This window comes from Paenibacillus sp. FSL k6-2145 (genome assembly GCF_037976585.1).
In the GTDB taxonomy this organism is placed as follows: domain Bacteria; phylum Bacillota; class Bacilli; order Paenibacillales; family Paenibacillaceae; genus Paenibacillus.
In genome coordinates, this window is sequence record NZ_CP150267.1 from 2,257,787 (window position 1) to 2,284,092 (window position 26,306).

General features: G+C 48.6%; 21 protein-coding genes, 10 tRNA genes, 3 rRNA genes and 1 other RNA gene. All 35 read left to right on the forward strand.

Annotated elements, in window-relative coordinates:
* Positions 1–193 precede the first annotated feature (193 nt).
* The 35 genes from rho (at position 194) to hisF (ending at position 26,306) form a co-directional block, all read left to right on the forward strand.
* Positions 194–1,519, forward strand: coding sequence for a transcription termination factor Rho (gene rho / locus NZ043_RS09935; RefSeq protein WP_036607258.1), 1,326 nt, complete (start codon positions 194–196; stop codon positions 1,517–1,519).
* 97 nt (positions 1,520–1,616) lie between these two features.
* Entirely contained in the window at positions 1,617–2,891 is a 1,275-nt protein-coding gene (locus tag NZ043_RS09940) for a radical SAM protein (protein WP_091039190.1), read from the forward strand.
* Positions 2,892–2,993: 102 nt separating this feature from the next.
* On the forward strand, positions 2,994–3,191 hold the full coding sequence (rpmE, locus tag NZ043_RS09945; protein ID WP_036607255.1) for a 50S ribosomal protein L31: 198 nt from the start codon (positions 2,994–2,996) through the stop codon (positions 3,189–3,191).
* A gap of 159 nt (positions 3,192–3,350) precedes the next feature.
* Positions 3,351–3,618, forward strand: an RNA gene (ffs, locus tag NZ043_RS09950) — signal recognition particle sRNA large type.
* Positions 3,619–3,792: 174 nt separating this feature from the next.
* On the forward strand, positions 3,793–5,538 hold the full coding sequence (gene dnaX, locus NZ043_RS09955) for a DNA polymerase III subunit gamma/tau (RefSeq protein WP_091039188.1): 1,746 nt from the start codon (positions 3,793–3,795) through the stop codon (positions 5,536–5,538).
* Positions 5,539–5,579: 41 nt separating this feature from the next.
* A complete protein-coding gene (locus NZ043_RS09960) occupies positions 5,580–5,891 on the forward strand; it encodes a YbaB/EbfC family nucleoid-associated protein (protein WP_036607248.1) in 312 nt (103 codons plus the stop codon).
* Positions 5,892–5,926: 35 nt separating this feature from the next.
* Complete coding sequence (gene recR, locus NZ043_RS09965; RefSeq protein WP_036607246.1) at positions 5,927–6,526, forward strand: recombination mediator RecR; 600 nt, start codon at positions 5,927–5,929, stop codon at positions 6,524–6,526.
* A gap of 183 nt (positions 6,527–6,709) precedes the next feature.
* Positions 6,710–6,985 (forward strand): DUF2508 family protein, encoded by a 276-nt coding sequence (locus NZ043_RS09970; RefSeq protein WP_240768338.1) that lies wholly within the window; start codon positions 6,710–6,712, stop codon positions 6,983–6,985.
* 32 nt (positions 6,986–7,017) lie between these two features.
* Positions 7,018–7,287: a pro-sigmaK processing inhibitor BofA family protein gene (locus NZ043_RS09975; protein ID WP_074092952.1), complete on the forward strand. Its 270-nt coding sequence runs from the start codon at positions 7,018–7,020 to the stop codon at positions 7,285–7,287.
* A 348-nt stretch (positions 7,288–7,635) separates the two neighbouring features.
* Positions 7,636–9,188, forward strand: a 16S ribosomal RNA gene (locus NZ043_RS09980).
* Between the two features lie 106 nt (positions 9,189–9,294).
* Positions 9,295–9,411, forward strand: a 5S ribosomal RNA gene (rrf, locus tag NZ043_RS09985).
* Positions 9,412–9,447: 36 nt separating this feature from the next.
* A tRNA-Ile gene (locus tag NZ043_RS09990) sits at positions 9,448–9,524 on the forward strand.
* A 22-nt stretch (positions 9,525–9,546) separates the two neighbouring features.
* Positions 9,547–9,622, forward strand: a tRNA-Ala gene (locus tag NZ043_RS09995).
* Between the two features lie 140 nt (positions 9,623–9,762).
* Positions 9,763–12,691 (forward strand): 23S ribosomal RNA (locus NZ043_RS10000).
* The 16S, 23S and 5S rRNA genes sit together here with 10 tRNA genes alongside, the layout of an rRNA operon.
* Before the next feature lie 81 nt (positions 12,692–12,772).
* Positions 12,773–12,864: transfer RNA gene (locus tag NZ043_RS10005), tRNA-Ser, on the forward strand.
* A 43-nt stretch (positions 12,865–12,907) separates the two neighbouring features.
* Positions 12,908–12,984, forward strand: a tRNA-Met gene (locus tag NZ043_RS10010).
* A 9-nt stretch (positions 12,985–12,993) separates the two neighbouring features.
* Positions 12,994–13,069 (forward strand) — tRNA-Val (locus NZ043_RS10015).
* A 5-nt stretch (positions 13,070–13,074) separates the two neighbouring features.
* Positions 13,075–13,150 (forward strand) — tRNA-Thr (locus NZ043_RS10020).
* A gap of 9 nt (positions 13,151–13,159) precedes the next feature.
* A tRNA-Asp gene (locus tag NZ043_RS10025) sits at positions 13,160–13,237 on the forward strand.
* A 21-nt stretch (positions 13,238–13,258) separates the two neighbouring features.
* A tRNA-Phe gene (locus tag NZ043_RS10030) sits at positions 13,259–13,331 on the forward strand.
* A 12-nt stretch (positions 13,332–13,343) separates the two neighbouring features.
* Positions 13,344–13,429, forward strand: a tRNA-Tyr gene (locus tag NZ043_RS10035).
* 7 nt (positions 13,430–13,436) lie between these two features.
* Positions 13,437–13,509: transfer RNA gene (locus NZ043_RS10040), tRNA-Lys, on the forward strand.
* Positions 13,510–13,652: 143 nt separating this feature from the next.
* Positions 13,653–14,846 (forward strand): helix-turn-helix domain-containing protein, encoded by a 1,194-nt coding sequence (locus tag NZ043_RS10045; RefSeq protein ID WP_165980432.1) that lies wholly within the window; start codon positions 13,653–13,655, stop codon positions 14,844–14,846.
* Between the two features lie 103 nt (positions 14,847–14,949).
* Positions 14,950–16,074: a sn-glycerol-3-phosphate ABC transporter ATP-binding protein UgpC gene (gene ugpC / locus NZ043_RS10050; protein WP_062837775.1), complete on the forward strand. Its 1,125-nt coding sequence runs from the start codon at positions 14,950–14,952 to the stop codon at positions 16,072–16,074.
* Between the two features lie 421 nt (positions 16,075–16,495).
* Positions 16,496–17,434, forward strand: a complete 939-nt coding sequence (hprK, locus tag NZ043_RS10055) for an HPr(Ser) kinase/phosphatase (protein WP_017691278.1) — start codon at positions 16,496–16,498, stop codon at positions 17,432–17,434.
* Between the two features lie 121 nt (positions 17,435–17,555).
* Positions 17,556–18,581, forward strand: coding sequence for a prolipoprotein diacylglyceryl transferase (gene lgt / locus NZ043_RS10060; RefSeq protein ID WP_091038611.1), 1,026 nt, complete (start codon positions 17,556–17,558; stop codon positions 18,579–18,581).
* A 6-nt stretch (positions 18,582–18,587) separates the two neighbouring features.
* On the forward strand, positions 18,588–19,244 hold the full coding sequence (gene ppaX / locus NZ043_RS10065; protein WP_091038612.1) for a pyrophosphatase PpaX: 657 nt from the start codon (positions 18,588–18,590) through the stop codon (positions 19,242–19,244).
* Complete coding sequence (locus NZ043_RS10070) at positions 19,241–19,783, forward strand: DapH/DapD/GlmU-related protein (protein WP_036616162.1); 543 nt, start codon at positions 19,241–19,243, stop codon at positions 19,781–19,783. Before ppaX ends, NZ043_RS10070 begins: the two co-directional genes overlap by 4 nt.
* 389 nt (positions 19,784–20,172) lie before the next feature.
* Positions 20,173–21,372: an ATP phosphoribosyltransferase regulatory subunit gene (locus NZ043_RS10075; protein WP_133387302.1), complete on the forward strand. Its 1,200-nt coding sequence runs from the start codon at positions 20,173–20,175 to the stop codon at positions 21,370–21,372.
* Between the two features lies 1 nt (position 21,373).
* A complete protein-coding gene (hisG, locus tag NZ043_RS10080) occupies positions 21,374–22,033 on the forward strand; it encodes an ATP phosphoribosyltransferase (RefSeq protein WP_133387301.1) in 660 nt (219 codons plus the stop codon).
* 127 nt (positions 22,034–22,160) lie between these two features.
* Positions 22,161–23,465: a histidinol dehydrogenase gene (gene hisD / locus NZ043_RS10085; RefSeq protein WP_339311632.1), complete on the forward strand. Its 1,305-nt coding sequence runs from the start codon at positions 22,161–22,163 to the stop codon at positions 23,463–23,465.
* The gene (gene hisB / locus NZ043_RS10090) at positions 23,458–24,087 is read left to right on the forward strand and encodes an imidazoleglycerol-phosphate dehydratase HisB (RefSeq protein ID WP_133387299.1); all 630 of its coding nucleotides are present in this window, start codon (positions 23,458–23,460) and stop codon (positions 24,085–24,087) included. Before hisD ends, hisB begins: the two co-directional genes overlap by 8 nt.
* Positions 24,088–24,090: 3 nt before the next feature.
* Positions 24,091–24,717, forward strand: coding sequence for an imidazole glycerol phosphate synthase subunit HisH (gene hisH / locus NZ043_RS10095; protein ID WP_133387298.1), 627 nt, complete (start codon positions 24,091–24,093; stop codon positions 24,715–24,717).
* A gap of 62 nt (positions 24,718–24,779) precedes the next feature.
* Entirely contained in the window at positions 24,780–25,514 is a 735-nt protein-coding gene (gene hisA, locus NZ043_RS10100) for a 1-(5-phosphoribosyl)-5-[(5-phosphoribosylamino)methylideneamino]imidazole-4-carboxamide isomerase (protein WP_047841450.1), read from the forward strand.
* Between the two features lie 30 nt (positions 25,515–25,544).
* Positions 25,545–26,306, forward strand: a complete 762-nt coding sequence (gene hisF / locus NZ043_RS10105) for an imidazole glycerol phosphate synthase subunit HisF (protein ID WP_017691268.1) — start codon at positions 25,545–25,547, stop codon at positions 26,304–26,306.

Below are 26,306 nucleotides of genomic sequence, written 5' to 3' on the forward strand. Positions count from 1 at the left end.
CAATAGCGGATCTGGCCGAATGTTGGCCATCCCACCCGGAAACTTACACTCAAAGACAAGTATTTGCATTATAACGGTTACATTCCGTACAATGGACAGAAGGGATTGTGGCAGACGCCGCTCTCTATAGCCGGAACATCTAGCGAAACTATCCATTTCACACGGACTTATTAATTGAATAGGTGGTTATTATATGGATCTACAAATTTCCGATTTGGAAGAAATGAAACTAACGGACCTCTACAAACTGGCCAAAAAATATCAGATACCTTACTATGGTACGTTAAAAAAGAAAGAATTAATCTTTGCTATACTACGTGCACAAGCTGAACAAAGCGGCCTGATGTTCATGCAAGGCGTACTCGAGATCTTACCTGAAGGTTACGGATTTCTTCGGCCGATTAACTACTTGCCAAGTACGGAGGACATTTACATCTCAGCTTCTCAGATTCGCAAGTTTGACCTAAGAACAGGTGACCTCGTATCAGGTAAATGTAGAACGCCTAAGGAAAACGAGAGATACTTCGGTTTGTTGCAAGTCAACGCTGTAAATGGTGAGAATCCATCGGCGGCTGCAGAGCGACTTCACTTCCCGGCACTAACCCCACTGTATCCGCAGAAAAAACTGGTTCTCGAAACATCCCCCAACCATTTGTCCACACGAATTATGGATGTGCTCGCCCCGGTAGGATTGGGACAGCGCGGATTGATCGTAGCACCTCCCAAAGCGGGTAAAACGCTTCTCCTCAAAGAAATTGCCAACAGCATCTCAACTAACAATCCTGAAATTGAACTGTTTGTCCTGTTGATTGACGAACGTCCAGAGGAAGTAACGGATATGTCGCGTTCGGTAAAAGGGGAAGTTGTGGCTTCAACATTTGATGAACTGCCTGAGAATCATATCAAGGTGGCGGAATTGGTGCTTGAACGTGCGCTTCGTTTGGTTGAGGCTAAAAAGGATGTCGTTATCCTGCTGGATAGCATTACACGTCTTGCCCGTGCATATAACCTGGTTATTCCACCATCCGGTCGTACACTTAGTGGTGGTATTGATCCAGCTGCGTTCCATCGTCCGAAACGTTTCTTCGGTTCTGCCCGGAATGTGGAAGAAGGCGGAAGCTTGACCATCCTGGCAACGGCATTAATTGATACCGGATCACGTATGGATGACGTCATTTATGAAGAATTTAAGGGTACAGGTAATATGGAGCTTCATCTGGACCGTCGTCTGGCAGAGCGCCGCATATTCCCGGCAATCGACATTCGTCGTTCCGGTACACGTCGTGAAGAAGTGTTGCTCAGCAAGGAAGAGTTGGATACAATCTGGGCGATTCGTAAAAACATGAATGATTCCCATGACTTTGTTGAAGGATTCCTGAAAAAACTTCGTAACAGCAAGACAAATGCAGAGTTTTTGGCGGCATTTGATTCGGCTGGTAATAGCCCGACAAGCAATTCCGGGACAACAACAACCCGTCGTTCACCTAGACAGACAGCTACGTCAGGTACATCGACGTAAGTGTCGTTGGACTAATCAATTTCTTTTTGCAGCATTGCTGTAAATGTTACAATACACTCGTCGTTAGGTTTAACCCATTAGATGTGAGGAGAACATCATGTATTTAGTATACGCAGATGAAAAAGGTAATGTATTTGATCATCCTTCCCTGTACGGGCTTGCCCGCAGTGGAGATATGATCGTTGAGATTATGGAAGACGAACTCATCCCTTTGCCAGAGGGTGCAACGTTGGTTGGACTCCCGAGCACCCGGCCCATTGGTATGGACCCGGATACCGGCGAGATGTTGCCAATGCCAACGGACACACAGGCTGTAGGTGCGTTGCTTCCACAGGGATTCACTCGTTTGTGTCTCCCTGGTTATGTGAAGACGGATAAAGAGTATAAATTGCCGTTATTCGGCTATTCCGCAGTAGTTTGGAAAGATGGCGGTTTCTATGTCACGGCTGCGAAGTCGGATAGTCCTGACCAATGGAACCCGCTGAACTGTGATCGGGATGATGTGCGTTCCGGGGTTAAACGGTTGACAGAGCAATATCCCGAGAACCGTCTTTATACCCATCTGTCCAATTGTGCGCTCGGATATGAATGTCTAACTTCGTCGAACACGTTCCTGAATCGTTGGGAAGGTGGAGTGCCGGTATCCTATTCTTGCAATGCGGGCTGCTTCGGGTGTATCTCCGAGCAACCGGATGATAGCGGCTTTGTTTCCCCGCAGACACGTATGAACTTCCGACCACGTGTGGATGAGATTGTTGAGGTTATGCTGGAACACCTGAAGACGCCAGAGTCCATTATTAGCTTTGGACAAGGTTGTGAAGGGGAGCCTTCCACGCAGGCCAAGCTGATTATTGAAGCGATTCGCGAAGTGCGTTCCGTAACCGACATGGGGTATATCAACATTAATACCAATGCCGGTCTGAACGATCACATTAGAGGTATTGTAGATGCTGGATTGGATCTGATGCGCGTAAGTACAATTAGCGCACTGGATGACCACTATAACGCCTACTATAAACCGCGTGGTTATACCTTAGCCAATGTTGAGAAATCAATGAAATACGCAGCGCAGCAGGGTGTATACACGTCCATTAACTATCTGATCTTCCCAGGCGTAACAGATCGTGAAGAAGAGATTGAGGCGATGATTGAGTTTGCGAGAAGAACCGATCTACGCTTGATTCAGATGCGTAATCTCAATATTGATCCAGAGAGCTATCTGGAATTAATTCCTCCTGCTCAAGGTGATATCCTGGGCATGAAGCAGATGATTGAGATTTTTGAAGACGAATTGCCTGATGTTGTGATCGGATCGTACACCCATGTTCCACCCGCTGGAATGGCACGTCCAAAACGGTTGATTACCTCTTAACAATAATGGATTGCAACAGGCACAAGGCCGTGTTATAATCTCAGGGTTGTGCCATTTACTCTGGGTCCGCTTGAGGCTCAGGGCGGAAAGAGGTGAAAGGTAATGAAAGAAGCAATTCATCCTAATTACACGATTGGTCAAGTATCTTGCGCTTGCGGGAATACTTTTGAGACAGGTTCGGTTAAAGACGGACTTCGTGTAGAGATTTGCTCCGCGTGCCACCCGTTCTTCACAGGTAAACAGAAGTTTATCGATGCTGGCGGCCGTGTTGATCGTTTCAAAAAGAAATACGGAATCTAATTGGACAATTCTTGGAGTTGTCTGCTAATTGCATCCAACACACCCCTGCTGATCTGGCAGGGGTTTTTATATGTTATTTTTATATGTTATATGTAAGCATAATCGCATTCACGTTCCTCTGGTTGCAATTTAGATAACCTTACGTTATACTATTTCTTACCGTGCTAGATGGGGAGGTAGCGGTGCCCTGTAACTCGCAATCCGCTATAGCGAGGTTGAATTCCTGCTAGAGGTTTTGCCGATGTGAGGTTTGGTCCCTAAACGTGGTGTTGACGGTTGGGTCCTCCGCAATGAGTACTCATGAACCTGGTCAGGTCCGGAAGGAAGCAGCCATAAGTGAGATCACTCTTGTGCCGGAGGGTTGCCTAGCCCGAGCTATTGTTCAGGGGTGCCACTTGGATCGCAAATATCGATAGCAGGTGCACGGCTTACCATTTAAATGTAGAGACCTTTGCAGTTGTATGTATGCAGAGGTCTTTTTGATATGTCTTAATAAACCACGCATGAATGAGTCAGATAAAGTTTGGATTCACCCTAGAATATAGTATAATAGGGGAACGACAAAGGACTCGAATGCGAAGTGGAAGGAAGGTAACGCATCATGGAGCATATCGCGTTATACCGGGCTTGGCGTCCCCAGTCGTTTCAAGATATGGTGGGGCAACAGCATATTATTCAGACCTTGCAGAACGCGATTCGTGAACAGCGGACTTCCCATGCCTACTTATTTAGCGGGCCCAGAGGAACGGGAAAGACAAGTGCCGCCAAGATTTTGGCCAAAGCTGTGAACTGCGAACGTGGGCCTGCGCCTGAACCTTGTAACGAGTGTGAAGCTTGCCGCAGAATTACGACTGGCGCTGTGATGGATGTGCAGGAGATTGATGCTGCATCCAATCGGGGCGTTGAAGAAATTCGTGATCTTCGGGAAAAGGTTAAATATGCACCAACCGAAGTCCGGCAGAAAGTCTATATTATTGATGAAGTGCACATGCTGACAACGGAGGCATTCAATGCTTTGCTCAAAACATTGGAAGAGCCACCGCCACATGTGATGTTTATTTTGGCAACAACAGAACCACACCGCCTTCCGGCTACCATTATATCGCGTTGTCAGCGATTTGATTTTCGCCGGGTATCCCTGGAAGAGCAGACAGCAAGACTTACACTGATCTGTGAACAGGAAGGCATGGAAGCTGACCAGGATGCGCTCCAATACATTGCCCGTTTATCGGACGGTGGAATGAGGGATGCACTTAGTGTGCTGGATCAGATCTCTTCATTTACGGATGGACGAGTAACGTACCAGCAGGTTATGGACATGACGGGTGGAATTGCTTCAGAGCAATTTGCCAAACTCGCTGCTTCGCTGCTTAAGGGTGATGTTGGTCATATTTTGCAGATGATTGAAGGTTTCATGCATGAAGGAAAGAGTGCAGACAAGTGCATGGAGAATTTACTGTATTATTTCCGTGATTTGCTTATGATTAAGATGGTACCTGATGCAGATAAACTGACGGACCGGGTACTTAATCCGGAGTCTTTCCGTGATATGGCGGAGTCATTCACCAGGGAACAACTGTTCCACATGATTGACACCCTTAATCGGTACCAGAGTGAAATGAAATATGCAGTACAACCACAGACATTATTCGAAGTTGCATTGCTTAAACTGTGTAGTATTCCAGCTCAAGGTGAGGCTTCTGTTCAAGTGGGAGCTTCAGCTCATGCAGCACCTGCCGATGGGGGAGAGATCAACCGCTTGAAGCAGCAGCTTGCTGAGTTGGAGAAGAAGTTGGATCGTGCACTGAAAAGTGGTTTGTCTGGTGGAGAAGGTGCATCGAGTGCTCCATCTCGTCCGGCAACAAGGGCCCCTGTATCGAGAGGCAACTCGCCTGCGAAGCTTCCTGCACAGTTGGATCAGTATGTTGCGCGCAAGGGAGCCCCTGAGTTCGCGGAGATCAGCAAAAAATGGAGTCAGATCCTGCAACGAGTGAAGGAAGAGCGGGTTACCGTTCACGCCTGGTTTGTGGATGGTGAGCCGGTATCATTGCTTGAGGACAATGTGTTGGTTGCTTTTAAAAACAACATTCACCGTGAAACAACGGAAAAGCAGGCCAACCGTGAAGTCATTGAGCGGGTGTTGTCCGAACAGCTTGGGCGTCCTGCACGATTGGTGACGATGATGCTCAAAGATTGGACCGGAGCAATGGAGGGAGCTTCTGAAGCGCCAAAGGAGGACTTTAAGCTTGAACCTGAGCATGAAGACGGCGGTTCAGGCAACAAACAGCCTTGGATTGATGAAGCCATCCAGCTCTTTGGTGAGGACCTTGTAGTGATCAAAGAATAATGCGCATAGCGCGATAACCATAACAAAGGAGATGAACAATTATGAACAACATGAACCAAATGATGAAACAAGTGAAGAAAATGCAGGAGCAAATGCTGAAAGCACAAGAGGAACTGGCGGACAAAACAGTCCAAGGTACTTCTGGTGGCGGTGTAGTGACGGCTGAAGTTAACGGACACAAGAAATTGCTTGCTATCACGATCAAACCTGAAGCGGTAGATCCGGAAGATGTTGAAATGTTGCAGGATCTCGTTATGACAGCTGTTAATGATGCAATGGCCAAAGCCGATGAGATTGCCAACAAGGATATGGGCAAGTTCACAGGCGGCATGAATATTCCGGGATTATTTTAATTAAAAATTGATCCTGTCAAAGGAGACACAATCGATTGTATTATCCCGAACCAATAGCCAAGCTGATTGATGCCTTCACCCGGTTGCCGGGTGTGGGTCCCAAGACGGCAGCGCGTTTAGCTTTTCATGTGCTTAACATGAAGGAAGATGACGTTATCGATTTTGCCAAAGCGCTCGTAAGTGTGAAGCGTAATCTTCATTACTGTTCTGTATGTTGTAATATCACTGATACGGACCCGTGTCGCATCTGTCAGGATAAGTCCAGGGATGTCTCTGTAATCTGTGTAGTTCAGGATTCGAAAGATCTGGTGGCCATGGAGCGCACCAAGGAATTTGATGGATACTATCATGTGTTACAGGGCGCGATTTCACCTATGGAGGGAATTGGCCCAGACGATATTCGGTTGAAGGAACTCCTGGTTCGACTAAGTGATGAACGTATAAAAGAGATCATCTTAGCGACAAACCCCAATATTGAGGGTGAGGCTACAGCGATGTACATCTCCCGGTTGGTGCGTCCGTTTGAGATCAGTGTGACCCGGATTGCGCATGGATTGCCTGTAGGTGGCGATCTTGAGTATGCGGATGAAGTGACCCTTTCCAAAGCATTGGAAGGGCGCAGGGAGATGCGTTAGTGTGATCAATTTGTATTACGTAGCGGACTTCCTTGGAAACTTCGGATGCTAAATAAGTTTCGATGTGTAAAGAGAGCCTTAGGGCTCTCTTTTTTTGTGAAGAAAATGAATGCCCAAGTTCTAAGTTTGTCCTTTCCCTGATAAGTATGAGAATAGCTGTGTTGATCAGGAGGGGGAGAGTTTATGTTTTTGTGGCGAAATACACGGAACTCGGTAGAGAAACACAACAGAATGTTGAAGGAACTTGAGGCGGATCAGATCTATGCAGATATTCAGTTGGCTAAGCAGGAATGGGAACGGGCTATGAGACAGTTTGAAGATGCACAGGGACAGGATGAGATTGATTATGCCATTTATGTATTGGAGGCAGCTGAGCGGAAGTACCAGATCCACTTGAGAAGAGCAAAGCGAGCCAGAGCGAATGATGATGTTACATCACAGCGAGGGATTAGTATGTAGTCGCGTTTACATTAAATACGGAGGTGTAACATATGAAGAGTATCATACTGGGAAGTGTATTGGTTATATCATTACTGGGGCTTATCGTTGTTTTATTCAGAAAGCGGATAGGCTTATCGTTTTTTACGTCATTCGGAATTCATCTGGTGCTGGCTGCAGTAGGGATATATATCGTGAATTATTCCGGCTGGATTACAGGAACCTACATCCCGCTGAACCCTGCAACGATAGGGACTGTAACTGTTTTGGGATTGCCAGGTGTGGGGTTATTATTAGGGTTAAAAATTTCTTTGTTCGGATAGTTGACTCGCAGGATATTTATATGGTACATTATATCTCGTTGCTTTGCTTGCTTGGTTGGATGCTTTAGATGAAATGAAGGAGTTCATTACGAACTTCGAAAAAGAATTTCAAAAAAACACTTGACCAAAACAAACGAAGTATGATATATTATAAAAGTCGCCGCTGAGAGAAAATGGTGACGAAAAAACGAGTTTGATCTTTGAAAACTGAACAACGAGTGAGTAAACATTCTGCTTGCAGAATGAACGCGAAAGTTGGAAACAAGCCTTGGCTTGGATCGGCTGGAGCACAAATGAGATTTTTAATCTCGTCAGATTCAAAATGAGCTTATCGCTCTTTTCAATACTTTATTGGAGAGTTTGATCCTGGCTCAGGACGAACGCTGGCGGCATGCCTAATACATGCAAGTCGAGCGGACTTGATGAGAAGCTTGCTTCTCTGATAGTTAGCGGCGGACGGGTGAGTAACACGTAGGCAACCTGCCCTCAAGTTTGGGACAACTACCGGAAACGGTAGCTAATACCGAATAGTTGTTTTCTTCGCCTGAAGGAAACTGGAAAGACGGAGCAATCTGTCACTTGGGGATGGGCCTGCGGCGCATTAGCTAGTTGGTGGGGTAACGGCTCACCAAGGCGACGATGCGTAGCCGACCTGAGAGGGTGATCGGCCACACTGGGACTGAGACACGGCCCAGACTCCTACGGGAGGCAGCAGTAGGGAATCTTCCGCAATGGGCGAAAGCCTGACGGAGCAATGCCGCGTGAGTGATGAAGGTTTTCGGATCGTAAAGCTCTGTTGCCAGGGAAGAACGCTTGGGAGAGTAACTGCTCTCAAGGTGACGGTACCTGAGAAGAAAGCCCCGGCTAACTACGTGCCAGCAGCCGCGGTAATACGTAGGGGGCAAGCGTTGTCCGGAATTATTGGGCGTAAAGCGCGCGCAGGCGGTCATTTAAGTCTGGTGTTTAATCCCGGGGCTCAACCCCGGATCGCACTGGAAACTGGGTGACTTGAGTGCAGAAGAGGAGAGTGGAATTCCACGTGTAGCGGTGAAATGCGTAGATATGTGGAGGAACACCAGTGGCGAAGGCGACTCTCTGGGCTGTAACTGACGCTGAGGCGCGAAAGCGTGGGGAGCAAACAGGATTAGATACCCTGGTAGTCCACGCCGTAAACGATGAGTGCTAGGTGTTAGGGGTTTCGATACCCTTGGTGCCGAAGTTAACACATTAAGCACTCCGCCTGGGGAGTACGGTCGCAAGACTGAAACTCAAAGGAATTGACGGGGACCCGCACAAGCAGTGGAGTATGTGGTTTAATTCGAAGCAACGCGAAGAACCTTACCAGGTCTTGACATCCCTCTGACCGGTACAGAGATGTACCTTTCCTTCGGGACAGAGGAGACAGGTGGTGCATGGTTGTCGTCAGCTCGTGTCGTGAGATGTTGGGTTAAGTCCCGCAACGAGCGCAACCCTTATATTTAGTTGCCAGCATTTCGGATGGGCACTCTAGATAGACTGCCGGTGACAAACCGGAGGAAGGTGGGGATGACGTCAAATCATCATGCCCCTTATGACCTGGGCTACACACGTACTACAATGGCCGGTACAACGGGCTGCGAAATCGCGAGATGGAGCCAATCCCAACAAAGCCGGTCTCAGTTCGGATTGCAGGCTGCAACTCGCCTGCATGAAGTCGGAATTGCTAGTAATCGCGGATCAGCATGCCGCGGTGAATACGTTCCCGGGTCTTGTACACACCGCCCGTCACACCACGAGAGTTTATAACACCCGAAGTCGGTGGGGTAACCGCAAGGAGCCAGCCGCCGAAGGTGGGATAGATGATTGGGGTGAAGTCGTAACAAGGTAGCCGTATCGGAAGGTGCGGCTGGATCACCTCCTTTCTATGGAGAATCGTTTCCTGCAACGGAAACATTCAAATATAAAATCTAGCCAGGTCGGCTAGTTACTCACTCGTTGCTCAGTTTTGAGAGCTCAAACTCTCAAACGTTTGGTGGCGATAGCGAAGGGGTTCCACACGTTCCCATCCCGAACACGACCGTTAAGCCCTTCAGCGTCAATGGTACTTGGACCGCAGGGTCCTGGGAGAGTAGAACGCCGCCAAGCGTAACCCATTTTGGGTTCAAATAGTATATATATTGTGGGCCCTTAGCTCAGTTGGTTAGAGCGCACCTCTGATAAGGGTGAGGCCGGTGGTTCGAGTCCACCAGGGCCCACCATCTATACCTTTAAACTTTATATGGGGCCATAGCTCAGCTGGGAGAGCGCCTGCCTTGCAAGCAGGAGGTCAGCGGTTCGATCCCGCTTGGCTCCACCAAAAATGTTTTACAAGTTTGTTCTTTGAAAACTAGATATCGAAACGAAACAAACGCGAATTAGAACATTCCTTTTTAGCTGAACTTGTGCAAACAAGTTTCAATAAAAACGGTAGATTGCTATTGCTCATATTGAGCAATTGGTTAAGCTACTAAGAGCACACGGAGGATGCCTAGGCGCTAGGAGCCGATGAAGGACGTGGCGAACAACGAAACTGCCTCGGGGAGCTGTAAGCAAGCTTTGATCCGGGGGTGTCCGAATGGGGAAACCCAGCTGGGGTAATTTCCAGTTACTCACAACTGAATACATAGGTTGTGTAGAGGCATACCAGGGGAACTGAAACATCTAAGTACCCTGAGGAAGAGAAAACAATAGTGATTCCGTCAGTAGCGGCGAGCGAACGCGGAGAAGCCCAAACCAGAGAGCTTGCTCTTTGGGGTTGTGGGACGTCTCACATGGAGTTACAAAGGAACCGGTTAAGCGAAGAGGTCTGGAAAGGCCCGCCAAAGAAGGTAAAAGCCCTGTAATTGAAAGTCTGTTCCCTCCGAGACGGATCCCGAGTAGTGCGGGGCACGTGAAACCCCGTATGAATCCGGCAGGACCATCTGCCAAGGCTAAATACTTCCTAGCGACCGATAGTGAAGCAGTACCGTGAGGGAAAGGTGAAAAGCACCCCGGAAGGGGAGTGAAATAGAACCTGAAACCGTGTGCTTACAAAAAGTCAGAGCCCGTTTTAGGGGTGATGGCGTGCCTTTTGTAGAATGAACCGGCGAGTTACGTTCCCGTGCAAGGTTAAGGTGAAGAGCCGGAGCCGCAGCGAAAGCGAGTCTGAATAGGGCGAATTAGTACGTGGACGTAGACCCGAAACCGGGTGATCTACCCCTGTCCAGGGTGAAGGTGCGGTAACACGCACTGGAGGCCCGAACCCACGCATGTTGAAAAATGCGGGGATGAGGTGGGGGTAGCGGAGAAATTCCAATCGAACTCGGAGATAGCTGGTTCTCCCCGAAATAGCTTTAGGGCTAGCCTCGGAAAACAGAGTCGTGGAGGTAGAGCACTGATTGGGTGCGGGGCCCGCAAGGGTTACCAAGCTCAGTCAAACTCCGAATGCCATAGACTTACTTCCGGGAGTCAGACAGTGAGTGCTAAGATCCATTGTCAAAAGGGAAACAGCCCAGACCATCAGCTAAGGTCCCCAAGTGTGTGTTAAGTGGGAAAGGATGTGGAGTTGCACAGACAACCAGGATGTTGGCTTAGAAGCAGCCACCATTGAAAGAGTGCGTAATAGCTCACTGGTCGAGTGACTCTGCGCCGAAAATGTAACGGGGCTAAACACACCACCGAAGCTATGGCTTGATGCTTTGCATCAGGGGTAGGGGAGCGTTGTATAAGGGTTGAAGGTGTACCGTAAGGAGCGCTGGACATTATACAAGTGAGAATGCCGGTATGAGTAACGAAAAGATCAGTGAGAATCTGATCCGCCGAAAGCCTAAGGGTTCCTGAGGAAGGCTCGTCCGCTCAGGGTAAGTCGGGACCTAAGGCGAGGCCGAAAGGCGTAGTCGAAGGACAACAGGTCGAAATTCCTGTACCACCGTAAGCCGTTATGAGCAATGGGGGGACGCAGTAGGGTAGTGACGCGGACTGATGGATGTCCGTCTAAGCAGTGAGGCTGATGTGTAGGCAAATCCGCACATCATTAAGGCTGAGCTGTGATGGGGAGCGAAAATTATAGTAGCGAAGGTCATGATCTCACACTGCCAAGAAAAGCCTCTAGCCAGGTGAAGGTGCCCGTACCGCAAACCGACACAGGTAGGCGAGAAGAGTATTCTAAGGCGCGCGGAAGAACTCTCGTTAAGGAACTCGGCAAAATGACCCCGTAACTTCGGGAGAAGGGGTGCCCCGGTAGTGTGAATAGCACGAGGGGGCCGCAGTGAAAAGGCCCAAGCGACTGTTTAGCAAAAACACAGGTCTGTGCGAAGCCGTAAGGCGAAGTATACGGGCTGACGCCTGCCCGGTGCTGGAAGGTTAAGGGGAGTGGTTAGGGAGTAATCCCGAAGCTGTGAACCGAAGCCCCAGTAAACGGCGGCCGTAACTATAACGGTCCTAAGGTAGCGAAATTCCTTGTCAGGTAAATTCTGACCCGCACGAATGGCGTAACGACTTGGGCGCTGTCTCAACGAGAGATCCGGTGAAATTTTAATACCTGTGAAGATGCAGGTTACCCGCGACAAGACGGAAAGACCCCATGGAGCTTTACTGCAGCTTGATATTGAATTTGGGTACGATCTGTACAGGATAGGTGGGAGCCTTTGAAGTGGGAGCGCAAGCTTCCATGGAGGCAACGTTGGGATACCACCCTGATCGTATCTAGGTTCTAACCTGGTACCGTAATCCGGTGCGGGGACAGTGTCAGGTGGGCAGTTTGACTGGGGCGGTCGCCTCCTAAAGAGTAACGGAGGCGCCCAAAGGTTCCCTCAGAATGGTTGGAAATCATTCGAAGAGTGCAAAGGCATAAGGGAGCTTGACTGCGAGACCTACAAGTCGAGCAGGGACGAAAGTCGGGCTTAGTGATCCGGTGGTACCGCATGGAAGGGCCATCGCTCAACGGATAAAAGCTACCCTGGGGATAACAGGCTTATCTCCCCCAAGAGTCCACATCGACGGGGAGGTTTGGCACCTCGATGTCGGCTCATCGCATCCTGGGGCTGAAGTAGGTCCCAAGGGTTGGGCTGTTCGCCCATTAAAGCGGTACGCGAGCTGGGTTCAGAACGTCGTGAGACAGTTCGGTCCCTATCTGTCGTGGGCGTAGGAAATTTGAGAGGAGCTGTCCTTAGTACGAGAGGACCGGGATGGACGTACCGCTGGTGTACCAGTTGTTCCGCCAGGAGCACCGCTGGGTAGCTATGTACGGACGGGATAAACGCTGAAAGCATCTAAGCGTGAAGCCCCCCTCAAGATGAGATTTCCCAGTATGTAAGACCCCTTGAAGACGACGAGGTAGATAGGCTGGGGGTGGAAGTGCAGCAATGCATGGAGCTGACCAGTACTAATCGGTCGAGGGCTTATCCAATAGCAAGTATAATTCGCACACTTTCGTTTCGAATCTAGTTTTCAGGGAGCAATCCTTGAATGATGTTGAAGATTGTTATTTGGAGAGATACCCAAGTGGCTATAAGGGGACCCTCTGCTAAGGGGTTAGACTGCGTAAGCGGTGCGAGGGTTCGAATCCCTCTCTCTCCGCCATCTTTACCTAAAGATGGACAAGCAATCAAGACACAATTAATATGGCGGTGTAGCTCAGCTGGCTAGAGCGTACGGTTCATACCCGTAAGGTCGGGGGTTCGATCCCCTCCGCCGCTACCATATTACCCAGGAGGCTTAGCTCAGCTGGGAGAGCATCTGCCTTACAAGCAGAGGGTCGGGGGTTCGATCCCCTCAGCCTCCACCATATACGCCGGTGTAGCTCAACTGGTAGAGCAACTGACTTGTAATCAGTAGGTTGGGGGTTCAAGTCCTCTCGCCGGCACCATTAATGCCTGGAACCGTGGTGTAGTTGGCCTAACATGCCTGCCTGTCACGCAGGAGATCGCGGGTTCGAATCCCGTCGGTTCCGCCATTAATCCTAAAAATTAAATATGGCTCGGTAGCTCAGTCGGTAGAGCAGAGGACTGAAAATCCTCGTGTCGGCGGTTCGATTCCGTCCCGAGCCACCTTTAATCCCTGGAGGATTAGCGAAGTGGCCAAACGCATCAGACTGTAAATCTGCTCCCGTACGGGTTCGGTGGTTCGAATCCATCATCCTCCACCAGTTTTATGAGTCATTAGCTCAGTTGGTAGAGCACCTGACTTTTAATCAGGGTGTCGAAGGTTCGAGCCCTTCATGACTCATCTTTAAGAAAAGAGTGATTAATCATTAATTTGATTAGTCGCTCTTTTTTGTTATGTTATTTTAACGGAATATGGATATTTATTAATGCTGTGCAAGATATGATAAACTAATAGAAAACATGCAGAGTGGTGACGTTCATTATATGAAGCTCATACCTGATCTAAAACAGCAAATTGAAGTCATTATAGGCACAACTTTGGACGAATATGAAATTACCATAGAAGAATGGACGCAGTCCGTTGCCAATCTGACTGGTCCTCATGAGAATTCAGATACCTTTGGTGATGAAGGGGAGAGTCAGGGGTTATCTGAGCAATCTACCTCTCCAAGTTCATCCGATGTGATCAGTTTGAATACGGGAGAGCGTATATTTTTTAAGGTTCGGATGAATGAAAAAGAAGAGACCGTTGTGTGTTGGGGATGTGCTGCCAGATCTATCACTGTCGAGAGACGGAGATTTATTGAGCTTTTGATCCGTACTAACATGGGACTACCCGATGAGGCACAGCCTGTTGTATATGAGAATGATAGGGAGCAATATTTGACTGAATTGGGTCTCTGGCTTAGAGAGCAGCTCGAAGAACCAACCAAGAAGGAATCTGAAACGGTCCCTGATCGCTTTGTGGCGCCTGCAGGATTGAATGATGAGAAGATTCTGTTCTTGCTGCAAGGGGATACACCGGATGCACATCGTTTACGGTCCAAGGAACTCAACAAGTTGCTTGAGAGTTATTTTGGCGAGGAGATTGTCTTGATTCCTTTAGGGGAGCAAGAGTGGATCTTCATGGGCGATAAAGAAATTGTTACAGAAGAAGCTGAGGAAGACACAACGGAAGCTAAAAAAGATTCACTGAACGCTTTTTGTCTGGGGTTGCATGAATTAGTTGCCAGTGAGTGGGCTGGGGTGTTCCATCTGTCTGCTTCCCTGCCATGTATTCCTGCACAACAACTCGTATCGGTGACAGCTCTTCTTAAAGAAAGTGTTCATTTGGGGAGATCATTCCATGTTACGCAGCATATTCATCTCCCATGGGATCTGCATTTGGAACGGTTGGTAGCGAGTATTCCAGATGCACAACGAATGCGGTTCATACAGGAAACAGGCAAAGACACGTTAATCTTCAATGACAGCGAGACCCTCGCTACGCTGGAGACTTTCTTTAGCCTGGACTGTAATGTGAGCGAGACAGCTAAACGACTTTTTATTCATCGTAATACGTTGGTTTATCGTCTGGACAAGATCAAACAAGAGATTGGTTACGATGTAAGGCACTTCGAAAGTGCTGTTCTAGTGCAGTTTTTGCTACTTATGTACAAAGTGACGAAAAAGCATTGATATTTTTGTGCAGTTTGCGAATAGTCAAACCTCATGCAGATAGGGTAATATAAAAATACAAATTGTATTCGATTACAAAATGATCTCTGAGGAGGCAACAATCATGGCTGGAGTACGTTTAGAGCATATTTTCAAAAAATACCCGGGTTCTGATAAAGCAACTGTAGTTGACATTAACCTGGACATTAAAGATAAAGAATTTCTGGTATTGGTAGGCCCGTCCGGTTGTGGTAAATCAACAACACTGCGTATGATCGCAGGCCTTGAGGAAATTTCTGAAGGTAAACTCTATATCGGTGACCGTGTCGTTAATGATGTTGCACCTAAAGACCGCGATATCGCGATGGTATTCCAATCCTATGCCTTGTATCCGCATATGAGCGTATATCAAAACATGGCGTTTGGTTTGAAATTGCGTAAGGTTAAAAAAGATGAGATCGACAAACGTGTACGTGAAGCAGCTAAAATCCTGGATATCGAGCATTTGCTTGAGCGTAAACCTAAGGCATTGTCCGGTGGTCAACGTCAGCGTGTCGCTCTAGGACGTGCGATTGTCCGTGATCCACAAGTCTTCTTGATGGATGAGCCTCTCTCCAACTTGGATGCGAAACTTCGTGGTCAGATGCGTGCGGAAATCACTAAGCTGGCTAAACGTTTGGAAACAACAGTTATCTACGTAACGCATGACCAGATCGAAGCAATGACGATGGGTGACCGGATCGTAGTTATGAAGGATGGTATCATCCAACAAGCAGCTTCTCCGGAAGAGTTGTATAACCTGCCGGCTAACCTGTTCGTGGCTGGTTTCATCGGTTCCCCGACAATGAACTTTATCTCGGGTAAATTGGCTGAGCAAGGTGCAAACCTTCACTTCGTAGCTCCAGGCGTGGACGTTGAAATCCCGCAAGGTAAAGCACAAGTGTTGAAATCTAGAGGATACATTGGCAAAGAAGTGATTCTGGGTGTTCGTCCAGAAGACATTCACGAAGAGCCAGTATTCCTGGAAGCATCACCGAACTCTGTATTCTCTACTCACGTAGACGTAACAGAAAACTTGGGTCACGAAATGCTCCTCTACTTGAGCGGCGTAGGTAACGATACTACAATCGCACGTGTAGACGGACGTTCTAACACTCGTGATGGTTCCACAGTTAAAATGGCCATCGACATGAACAAAGTTCATATCTTTGACAAAGAGACTGAAGTAAACGTACTTCTTCAAGACTAATAATACTGGGATTCCTCGGTAACGATGGAACCTGACAGTTAATGCAATTATACATTGTAATGAGAGCCCCTTCCGTTAATGCTGGAAGGGGCTTTTTTAAGATTATTGGAACTATAAGTTTCGGCGGAGTTGAAGGATTAATAACCGTAAGAAAAACAGCCGCTAAACTACGAATGTAATATCCTAGAAGGTGCTTCGATCAGAGGACTTTTCTTACTAATGGTTGTCGGAGGCTGCGATTGCATTCATCCCGGAATTCATTTAAGATTATTTGAAGGTCTGTCTTCATATATTTGAGAGAATCGACTGTTGGAAGGGGATGCAGGCTGTACCCCATGTTGTGAATGCGCTAATAATGGAAATAACTGATACACGATCTGATGTACATAGAGGGACAGCTAATGCTGAAAGGAAGAGACAAATGGCGAAAAAAGTGAAAGTATCTGAACTCGTGCAGCAATTTCAGTTGGAGGTTGTTTCTGGATCTCACGGATTGAAAAGAGTCATTACGGTAGATGACCTGAACCGTCCTGGTCTGGAAATGGCCGGTTATTTTGAATACCATCCACAAGAACGGGTCCAGCTACTTGGAAGAACGGAGTTAGCTTTCTTTGCAATGTTACCTGAGCAAGAGCGGCGCGATCGTATGCAACGTCTTTGTACGGAAGAGACGCCTTGTATCGTTGTCACGCGTGGACTGGAAGTTCCGCAAGAGCTGATTGATATTAGTGAAGAACAGAATCTGGCTGTACTTCGCAGCAACATGGCTACAACGATTTTATCGAGCCGGATTACGGGATTCCTGGAAAAGAAATTGGCACCAACAGCAACCATTCACGGTGTACTTTGTGATGTCTATGGCGTAGGTATGCTGATCACAGGTAGTAGCGGTATTGGTAAGAGTGAAACAGCACTTGAACTGGTGAAACGTGGACACCGACTGATTGCCGATGATGCGGTAGAGATCCGCCAAACGTCAGATTTTCAGCTGCACGGTACTGCACCTGAATTGATCCGCCACTTGCTCGAAATTCGAGGTGTCGGTATTATCAACGTCATGACATTGTTCGGAGCTGGTGCGGTTCGGAATAACAAACGAATTACTTTGGTTGTGCGTCTTGAAGCATGGCAGCAGGATAAACAATATGATCGTCTGGGTCTGGATGAAGAGACTACACGTATCATTGATACGGATGTACCTCTTGTTACGATTCCTGTTCGTCCGGGACGGAACTTGGCGGTTATTATTGAAGTGGCAGGTATGAACTATCGTCTGAAACAGATGGGTCTGAATGCTGCACTGCAATTCACAAACAAGCTGACAGCAACCATCTCGGAAGATATGGAAGACATGGATTAAGAAATATTTTATACAAGGAAATGAAGATAAATGGTTGACATGTACTGCTTCTCTTAAGGCGCAGTGTATGCCAACCATTCGTCATGCGTGCGATTGATTGAATAAATAGGAGTGTGAATGAATGGATACATTATTACTGTTGAACCCGATTGCGTTCTCTATTGGAGCGTTAAAGGTTCACTGGTACGGGCTTATTCTTGGTGCCGCGGCACTTATAGGACTCCTGCTCGTAATCCGGGAGGGCAAACGATACAATATTCCACAGGAAGTGTTCATGGACATGGTCCTGCTGGGTGTGCCTTCTGCCATCATTGGTGCCCGCATCTACTACGTCGCATTTAAGTGGGAAGATTATAAGGATAATTTCTGGGATGTCTTTAAAATATGGAATGGTGGTATTGCCATCTATGGTGCCCTTATTGGTGCAATCATCTGTGCAGTTATTTTCTTCCGTCGTAAAGGGTATAACTTCTGGCGTATGGCCGATATCTGTGCGCCTGGACTGCTCGTAGGGCAGCTGATCGGACGCTGGGGGAACTTTGTGAATCAGGAAGCCTACGGCGGTCCTGTAGAAGAATCATTTTTGAGAGACAAGCTTCATCTGCCGGACTTTATTGTGAATCAAATGAACGTAGAAGGCGTATTCCACCATCCTGCATTTTTGTATGAATCGATGTGGAGTCTCGTTGGTCTGGTCTTGCTCTTGGTTCTGCGTCGTCAGAAGTTTCTGCGTTCAGGTGAACTGTTCATGTCTTATTTCATCTGGTACTCTATCGGTCGCTTCTTCATTGAAGCTCTACGTACGGACAGTCTTGGCTTCCAGGCTCCGCAATGGGTTGCTTCATTAGTGAACGGGCTGTGGTCTCCAATGACTGCAATGGGCTTTGAACAAGGATATCTGGATCCTGCTTATGGTAATGTAAGAATCTCGCAACTGCTCGCGATTGGTATCATTATTGTTGCTGTTGTATTCATTGTGGTGAGAAGAGTGACAGGTAAAGCAGATGTTCGTTATAGTGATCCGATTGTATCGTCCAAAGTTACCTCAGATGATATGGAGCATACGGGAACAGTTGCTGGCAAAGAGAATAAGGTAACACCTCCAGCCAAAGATGATCCAAAGCAAGTTGATGATAAAAAGGAGTAATGCAACATGATTGACACGGTATTGTTTGATCTGGACGGAACGATTATTGATACCAATGAGTTGATTATCAGCTCATTCCAGCATGTCATGGGGGGATGGGATCATTCAGCGCCATGGACACGTGAACAGATTATTCCACATATGGGTGGAACACTGGAGCAGCAGATGCGCACCTTCTCTGGCCAGGAGGAAGTCTCCGAGTACGTGAAAGGTTACCGTGCTTATAATGATATCCATCATGAAGCAATGGTTAGACCTTTTCCGCATGTTATTGAGGTAGTAGAGGCGCTGCATCAGGCTGGCATTGTGATGGGTGTAGTCACAACCAAAATTCGTCCATCTACACTAAAGGTACTAGAACGTTTTGACCTACTGAAATATATGAAGACGATTGTAACAGTGACCGATGTAACGAATCCGAAGCCACATGCTGAACCGGTACTGAAAGCCATGACGGAACTGGGTGCAGATCCTGCCAAAACGTTAATGGTGGGTGATAGTCCGGTGGATATCCAATCGGCACAGAATGCGGGCGCTCTATCGGCGGGGGTTGCATGGTCTCTTAAAGGAGAAACGATCCTGAACGGATATGGACCCGACCATATGTTGCATGACATGAGAGACTTGTTGAAACTCATCCGTATTGAAACGGGACGTTCATGAGAAAAGTAACCCGCTATCCGGTAGAGGACCAGAATGCACTTTGGCATATCTACAAGACAGTGAGTCCGTGGAAGGGCGTTCGTAATTTTATCTGGATCCAGTTGTCACGCTACTGTCCGATTCTATCGGTGAAGAACTGGATTTACCGCCGAATGCTCGGCATGAAGGTGGGAAAACACACGGCTTTTGGCCTGATGGTGATGGTGGATGTGTTTTTTCCGGAGAAAATAACTGTCGGCGAAAACTCGGTCATCGGTTACAACACAACGATTCTCGCTCATGAGTATCTCATTAAGGAGTACAGGCTCGGTGAGGTGATTATCGGGGAAAATGTGCTGATTGGTGCCAACACAACGATTCTGCCCGGGGTAACCATAGGAGATGGAGCCGTTGTGGCTGCTGGAGCTGTCGTACATAAGGATGTTGCCCCAGGAGCTTTTGTTGGAGGTAATCCACTGCGTGATTTATCCCGTGCGGCAGCTTCTACGGAAGAGACTGTCTTTAACACGGATGATTCTTCTCAGGGTAGTGTGCATTAAGGCAATAAAGTAATGAATGAAGATGGTTGAAGTAAAAAGCTGCTTATGGCAGCTTTTTTCGTATATAAATACCGATTGGTGAGCGTAACGGTGTGTATATAAAACGATATGTCGATCCAAGGGCAATCAAGCTTGGGTATTGTTGACGGTAGTGCGGATTTCATGTTATCATATCCCATATCCTTTAGTTTGTTAGCACTTTACCATGTGAAAGCATTCTTGGAGAAATGAAGCATGATAAAGATTGAACTAAAACAATAGTTTGAAGGCTTATGCGATAATACTTTGATTCAAGTTTATAAGATAGAATGGGGATTTACACTACATAAATCCTGTTGAAATAGAACGAGTGCGACTCTTAAACTACTGACTCGGGGTGAATATTACCAATGTCCAAACCAAAAGGTTTTGAAAAACCGACCGGATTCCGCGACTATACACCACATGTAGTATCCAAGCTGCGGACGATTGAACGCAATGTACTGGAATGTATGGAACGCTGGGGTTACCGTCAGATCATCACACCAACGATTGAATACTACGACACGGTCGGTGTAGCAAGCTCTACATCAGATCGCAAATTATTTAAATTGCTAAACAGCCGGGGAACCACGCTGGTACTCAGATCGGATCTAACGGCTCCAATTGCACGCGTAGTTTCATCGATGCTTAAAGATGAGCAGTTGCCGCTGCGTCTGTCCTATCATGCGAACGTATTTCGTTCCATTGAAGAGGAAGCTGGGCGTGAGGCTGAATTTTTCCAGACGGGCGTGGAGCTGGTTGGAGACGACTCACCTGAGGCGGATGCAGAAGTTGTTGCGCTTGCGATTGCCTCTTTGCAGGCAGCGGGCGTGTCTTCTTTTAAAATAGCGATGGGTCATATGGGATTCCTGAACGGATTACTGGAGGAAGTGATTCCAGGCCAGACAGCGGAGCAGGAGCAATTGAAGGAAGGGTTGCTCGGACGTGATTATGTCGGCTATCGTCAGTCGATTGAAGCATTGAGTCTGGAGCCTAAGCTGAAAGAACAGCTTGAAGCGATCCTTCGTCTGCGCGGTGGTAAGGAAGTATGCACACATGCGGTAGAGCTAAGTTCAAGTGCTGAAGCAGCACAGTCGATTGCACATCTGTGTGCGGTATTCGAAGTGTTGGAAGCGTACGGTGTATCCGAACATGTGCTGATTGATCTGACGATGATCGGTGATTTCTCCTATTATACTGGCATGACCTTTGAAGGGTATGCAGCCGAACTAGGATCTCCGGTATGTAGCGGTGGACGGTATGATAATCTGTTACAACAGTTTGGTCGTTCATTGCCAGCTACAGGATTTGCACTGAAAACGAACCGTATTATTGATGGTGTTCATGGCATTACCATTGAAGAGAAAAAACCGGTACTTATCCAATATACCCCGAAACGTCGGGCTGAGGCATTAACAGAAGCGGCAAGATTACGCAGTATGGGACAAAATGTAGTGACACTCCTTCTTCCTGAAGACGGGGCTGGGGCAAGTGCCGTATCGGTTGAAGCAAGAACCGCTCAGGCTGAGCATGTTATTACTTACGGATCTGAAGAAGGAGGACGCTGAGATGTCGGATATTCTGAAGGTGGCAATGCCGAAGGGCCGAATCTATAAAAAAGCCTCCAAACTGTTTCGTGAAGCGGGGCTGGATATTCCAGAAGACGTGGATGATACACGCAGATTGGTCATCGAAGTACCGGAAGCGGGAATGGAATTCATTATGGCGAAGCCAGTAGATGTTCCAACATATGTGGAGTACGGTGTTGCCGATATCGGAATTGTTGGTAAAGACGTGCTGCTAGAGGAAAATCGGGACGTGTACGAACTGTTGAACCTGGGAATTGCCCAGTGCCGTATGTCTGTGATCGGACTTCCAGACTGGAAGCCAGGCATACAGCAACGTGTTGCGACGAAGTATCCAAGGATTGCTTCACAGTATTTCCGGGAGCAGGGGCAGCAGGTCGAGGTGATCAAGCTGAATGGTTCTATTGAGCTTGCGCCTTTGATTGGTCTGGCAGACCGGATCGTCGATCTGGTGGAAACAGGTCAGACACTGCGCGAGAACGGATTGGTGGAGATGACAGGCATTCTGGACATCACCAGCCGTCTTATCGCCAATCGGGTAAGTTACCGAATGAAAAATGCACGAATCCAGGCTTTGTGTGATGCACTTCAGCAGGTCATACCGGCATCGAATGAGATATCGGCGGGAGGCTTTCGGGGATAAATTAATGTTTTGGAAACATAGATGAGAAACATACAAAGCAGAAGCAAAAGTAAGAGTAAGAGACAAAATAAAGAAGCGAATCGGCCATGAGTAGGCAGGCATTACAGGGGATAAGGAGGTTGTACGCATGAAAATTGTACCTGCACGAGAGTTTGATCTGAAGCGGGAAGTGGAGTATGGCACGCCGGAGCAAAATGAAACGGTACGGCGCATTGTCAGCGACATTCGCCGTGAGGGTGATGCGGCACTGCTGCGTTACACGGAGCAGCTGGACCGCACAAAGCTGACGGCCGCGGAATTGCGCGTGCCGCAGGAAGAGCTGCAGGCGGCTTATGCAACCGTGGAGCCATCCTTTGTGACGGCGATTCGGCAAGCCGCCGCCAACATTCGTGCGTTTCACGAGAAACAGAAACGCAACTCGTGGATGGATTGGCAGCCGGACGGCAGCCTGCTGGGCCAGGTCATCCGACCGCTGAAGCGGGTCGGGGTCTATGTACCTGGCGGCAAAGCAGCGTATCCATCGTCTGTGCTGATGAATGTGATTCCGGCACAGGTGGCAGGCGTGCCGGAGATTGTTCTTGTGACACCGCCGTCTACGAACGGTGGCGAAGGTATTAACCCGTACATCCTCGTTGCTGCTGCGGAAGCAGGCGTGAGCGAGATGTACCGGGTTGGCGGCGCTCAGGCTATCACCGCCCTGGCTTACGGCACGGAGAGTATTGCACCGGTCGACAAGATCTGTGGACCGGGCAATATTTACGTGGCGCTCGCGAAGCGCGAGGTGTACGGTGCGGTCGATATCGATAGTATCGCCGGACCGAGTGAGATTGTGGTGCTCGCCGATGATACGGCGAATCCGGTGTATGTCGCCGCCGACCTGTTGTCGCAGGCGGAACATGACGAGATGGCATCGGCCATTCTCGTCACGAATTCGGCCACGCTGGCGGAAGCCGTGCAGGGCGAAGTGCAGCGGCAGCTTGAAGTGCTGCCGCGGCGGGATATCGCTGCTGCTTCGGTAGAGCAGTATGGCGCCATTATTGTGGTTGATTCTATCGATGAGGGAATCGATGTGGTGAACCGGCTTGCACCGGAGCATCTGGAGATCATGGTGCAGGAGCCGATGGCTTACGCTGGCCGGATCGAAAATGCCGGTGCGATCTTCCTCGGCCCGTACAGCTCGGAGCCGGTAGGGGATTATTTTGCAGGACCCAATCACATTATTCCGACCAATGGCACTGCGCGATTCAGTTCGCCAGTGGACGTGGATGATTTTATCAAAAAATCGAGTCTGATCTATTATAGTAAAGAAGCGCTGCTGCAGAACGGAGCGGCTATTATAGAGTTGGCCCGCCATGAGGGTCTTGAAGGGCATGCCCGTGCAATCGCTGTACGGTTAGAACAGGAAGGAAAGGCGGAATCGGACAATGGATAAGCAAAATAATGGTGTGGAACTTGAAAACAAAGGTGCAGTGCGCCAAGCAGAGGTTGACCGCAAAACAAACGAGACCAATATCCAATTGGACTTTAAAGTAGATGGCACAGGACAATCCACGATTGAAACGGATGTACCTTTCCTGAACCATATGCTGGATCTGTTCACGAAGCACGGACAATTCGACCTGAACGTGCATGCCCGTGGAGATATTGATATCGACGATCATCACACGGTTGAAGACATCGGAATCTGTCTGGGACAGACATTGCGAGAAGCGTTGGGTGACAAACGCGGAATTAAGCGTTACGCCAGTGTTTTTGTACCGATGGACGAGGCACTCGCTCAGGTTATTATTGATGTGAGCAATCGGCCTCACTTTGAATATCGTGCAGAATACCCTTCCCAACAGGTAGGCAGTTTCTCCACGGAGCTGGTACATGAATTCCTGTGGAAATTGGCGCTGGAAGCTCGGATTACGTTACATGTCATTGTACACTATGGTCAGAACACCCACCACATGATTGAAGCGATCTTTAAGGCATTGGGACGTGCACTGGATGAAGCTACGATGATTGATCCACGTGTAACGGGTGTGCCTTCCACGAAGGGAGTGCTGTAGACGATGGCGATTGCAATTGTCGATTACGGTATGGGTAACCTGCACAGCGTCGGCAAAGCGGTCGAACGTCTTGGCTACGAAGCGCTGGTCACGGGTGACCGGGAAGAGATTCTTGGTGCAGATGGTGTTATTCTGCCAGGCGTAGGTGCTTTTGGTGATGCGATGGTTCATCTGCGGGAGAGTGGACTGGATACGGTGGTGAAAGAAGCCGCTGCCGGGTCCAAGCCACTGCTCGGGATCTGTCTGGGGATGCAGTTGTTGTTCAGCTCAAGCGAAGAGCATGGCGAGCATGAGGGACTGGATATTTTGCCAGGTAAAGTGGTGCGATTCGCACCAGGAGAGCTGAAGGTTCCTCATATGGGATGGAACCGTTTGGAATTTCTGCACGCGGAAAACCCGCTATTTGCGGGGCTTGAGGCAGGTCACGTCTATTTTGTCCACTCCTATCATGCACTTACCGAAAACAGGGACGATCTGCTGGCGGTAACGGATTACGGACATCCGGTGACAGCCATTGTAGGCAGAGGATCCAACTTCGGCATGCAATTCCACCCGGAAAAAAGTGGAGAGCTTGGCATGAAGCTGCTCGGCAACTTTCTGGCTCTGACAGGAGCGCCTGTACAAAGGTAAAGCATCATCTCTTCTTAACTATAGAAAGCGTACAAATCTAATTCATATTCAGGAGGCCTTGTATGTCATCTTTTATCCTATATCCGGCGATTGATATCCGGGACGGCAAATGTGTAAGACTGGTGCAGGGAGATTATAATCAGGAGACCGTGTATAACGATGACCCGGTTCAAGTGGCTCTATCCTGGGAGAAGCAAGGCGGTACATACGTTCATCTGGTGGATCTGGATGGTGCGAAAGCAGGACATCCTGTTAACGATGAGCTGATCGGGCGGATTGCCTCGGCTGTGAACGTACCTGTTCAGGTGGGCGGCGGACTTCGTACGGTAGCGGATGTAGAACGTTTGCTGGGTCTGGGTGTTAGCCGGCTGATCATTGGAACAGCAGCGATTGAGGATCGTGCTTTTACAGAGGAAGTACTGGGACGTTACGGCGACAAAGTGGCAATTGGTATCGATGCACGTAACGGTTACGTGGCAACTCGCGGTTGGCTTGAAACATCGGAAGTACAGGCAGAGGTTCTCGCGAAGGAATTGGCGGCGTATGGGGCAGAAACGTTTATCTTTACGGATATTTCCCGTGATGGCATGATGCAGGGTCCTAATGTGGAAGCGATTGTGTCTCTAGCCAAGGCAAGCGGACGGACGGTTATTGCTTCCGGCGGTGTGAGTGTAATGGATGATCTGCTTCGTCTGAGTCGCCACGCGGATGATGGTGTTGGTGGAGCAATCGTGGGTAAAGCATTGTATACGGGAAGCATCGATCTGTCTGAAGCGGTACGTGCAGTAAATAAGTAAGGGATATTCGGATAGAGAGGAAGAGGTAGCATGCTGGCAAAAAGAATCATCCCCTGTCTGGACGTGAAGGACGGCCGGGTCGTCAAAGGCGTCAACTTCGTTAATCTCCGCGATGCGGGTGATCCGGTAGAGCTGGCGGCGCTATATGACCGCGAGGGCGCGGACGAATTGGTATTTCTCGATATCTCCGCTTCGGTAGAAGGTCGTGAAACGATGGAAGAAGTCGTGCGGCAGACGGCTGGCGAGATCGCTATCCCCTTTACGGTAGGTGGTGGCATCTCCAAGGTGGAGGACATGAAGCGGATTCTCCGTGCAGGAGCGGATAAAATTGCAGTGAATACAGCCGCGGTACTTAATCCGCAGTTGATCGCAGATGGTGCACGTCGCTTTGGCTCGCAGTGCATCGTGGTAGCGATTGATGCCAAGTATAACGAAGCTTGGGGCGAGTGGGAAGTCTATACCCATGGTGGACGGAAACCCTCCGGGATCAAGGCGCTGGAATGGGTTAAACAGGCTGAGAGCTTGGGCGCGGGAGAGATTCTTCTCACAAGTATGGACGCGGACGGAACAAAAGACGGCTTCGATCTGAAGCTGACGGCAGCAGTATCCGAATCTGTGCGTATTCCAGTCATCGCATCGGGCGGTGCGGGTAAGGAGTCTCATTTCTATGATGTATTCACCACAGGCAAAGCGGACGCAGGGTTGGCCGCAACGATTTTCCATTACAAAGAAATCGCCGTACCGGCGTTAAAACAACATTTGAGAGAACAAGGGGTGGAGATCCGTGACTAA

Coding starts and splice junctions, on each gene's coding strand:
- hisH (WP_133387298.1), top strand. CDS start 24,091: ATGGCGATTGCAATTGTCGATTACGGTATGGGTAACCTGCACAGCGTC.
- ugpC (WP_062837775.1), top strand. CDS start 14,950: ATGGCTGGAGTACGTTTAGAGCATATTTTCAAAAAATACCCGGGTTCT.
- hisF (WP_017691268.1), top strand. CDS start 25,545: ATGCTGGCAAAAAGAATCATCCCCTGTCTGGACGTGAAGGACGGCCGG.
- rho (WP_036607258.1), top strand. CDS start 194: ATGGATCTACAAATTTCCGATTTGGAAGAAATGAAACTAACGGACCTC.
- NZ043_RS09970 (WP_240768338.1), top strand. CDS start 6,710: ATGTTTTTGTGGCGAAATACACGGAACTCGGTAGAGAAACACAACAGA.
- rpmE (WP_036607255.1), top strand. CDS start 2,994: ATGAAAGAAGCAATTCATCCTAATTACACGATTGGTCAAGTATCTTGC.
- hisG (WP_133387301.1), top strand. CDS start 21,374: ATGTCGGATATTCTGAAGGTGGCAATGCCGAAGGGCCGAATCTATAAA.
- NZ043_RS10075 (WP_133387302.1), top strand. CDS start 20,173: ATGTCCAAACCAAAAGGTTTTGAAAAACCGACCGGATTCCGCGACTAT.
- NZ043_RS10070 (WP_036616162.1), top strand. CDS start 19,241: ATGAGAAAAGTAACCCGCTATCCGGTAGAGGACCAGAATGCACTTTGG.
- lgt (WP_091038611.1), top strand. CDS start 17,556: ATGGATACATTATTACTGTTGAACCCGATTGCGTTCTCTATTGGAGCG.
- NZ043_RS09975 (WP_074092952.1), top strand. CDS start 7,018: ATGAAGAGTATCATACTGGGAAGTGTATTGGTTATATCATTACTGGGG.
- hisB (WP_133387299.1), top strand. CDS start 23,458: ATGGATAAGCAAAATAATGGTGTGGAACTTGAAAACAAAGGTGCAGTG.
- NZ043_RS10045 (WP_165980432.1), top strand. CDS start 13,653: ATGAAGCTCATACCTGATCTAAAACAGCAAATTGAAGTCATTATAGGC.
- dnaX (WP_091039188.1), top strand. CDS start 3,793: ATGGAGCATATCGCGTTATACCGGGCTTGGCGTCCCCAGTCGTTTCAA.
- hisA (WP_047841450.1), top strand. CDS start 24,780: ATGTCATCTTTTATCCTATATCCGGCGATTGATATCCGGGACGGCAAA.
- hisD (WP_339311632.1), top strand. CDS start 22,161: ATGAAAATTGTACCTGCACGAGAGTTTGATCTGAAGCGGGAAGTGGAG.
- NZ043_RS09960 (WP_036607248.1), top strand. CDS start 5,580: ATGAACAACATGAACCAAATGATGAAACAAGTGAAGAAAATGCAGGAG.
- NZ043_RS09940 (WP_091039190.1), top strand. CDS start 1,617: ATGTATTTAGTATACGCAGATGAAAAAGGTAATGTATTTGATCATCCT.
- ppaX (WP_091038612.1), top strand. CDS start 18,588: ATGATTGACACGGTATTGTTTGATCTGGACGGAACGATTATTGATACC.
- hprK (WP_017691278.1), top strand. CDS start 16,496: ATGGCGAAAAAAGTGAAAGTATCTGAACTCGTGCAGCAATTTCAGTTG.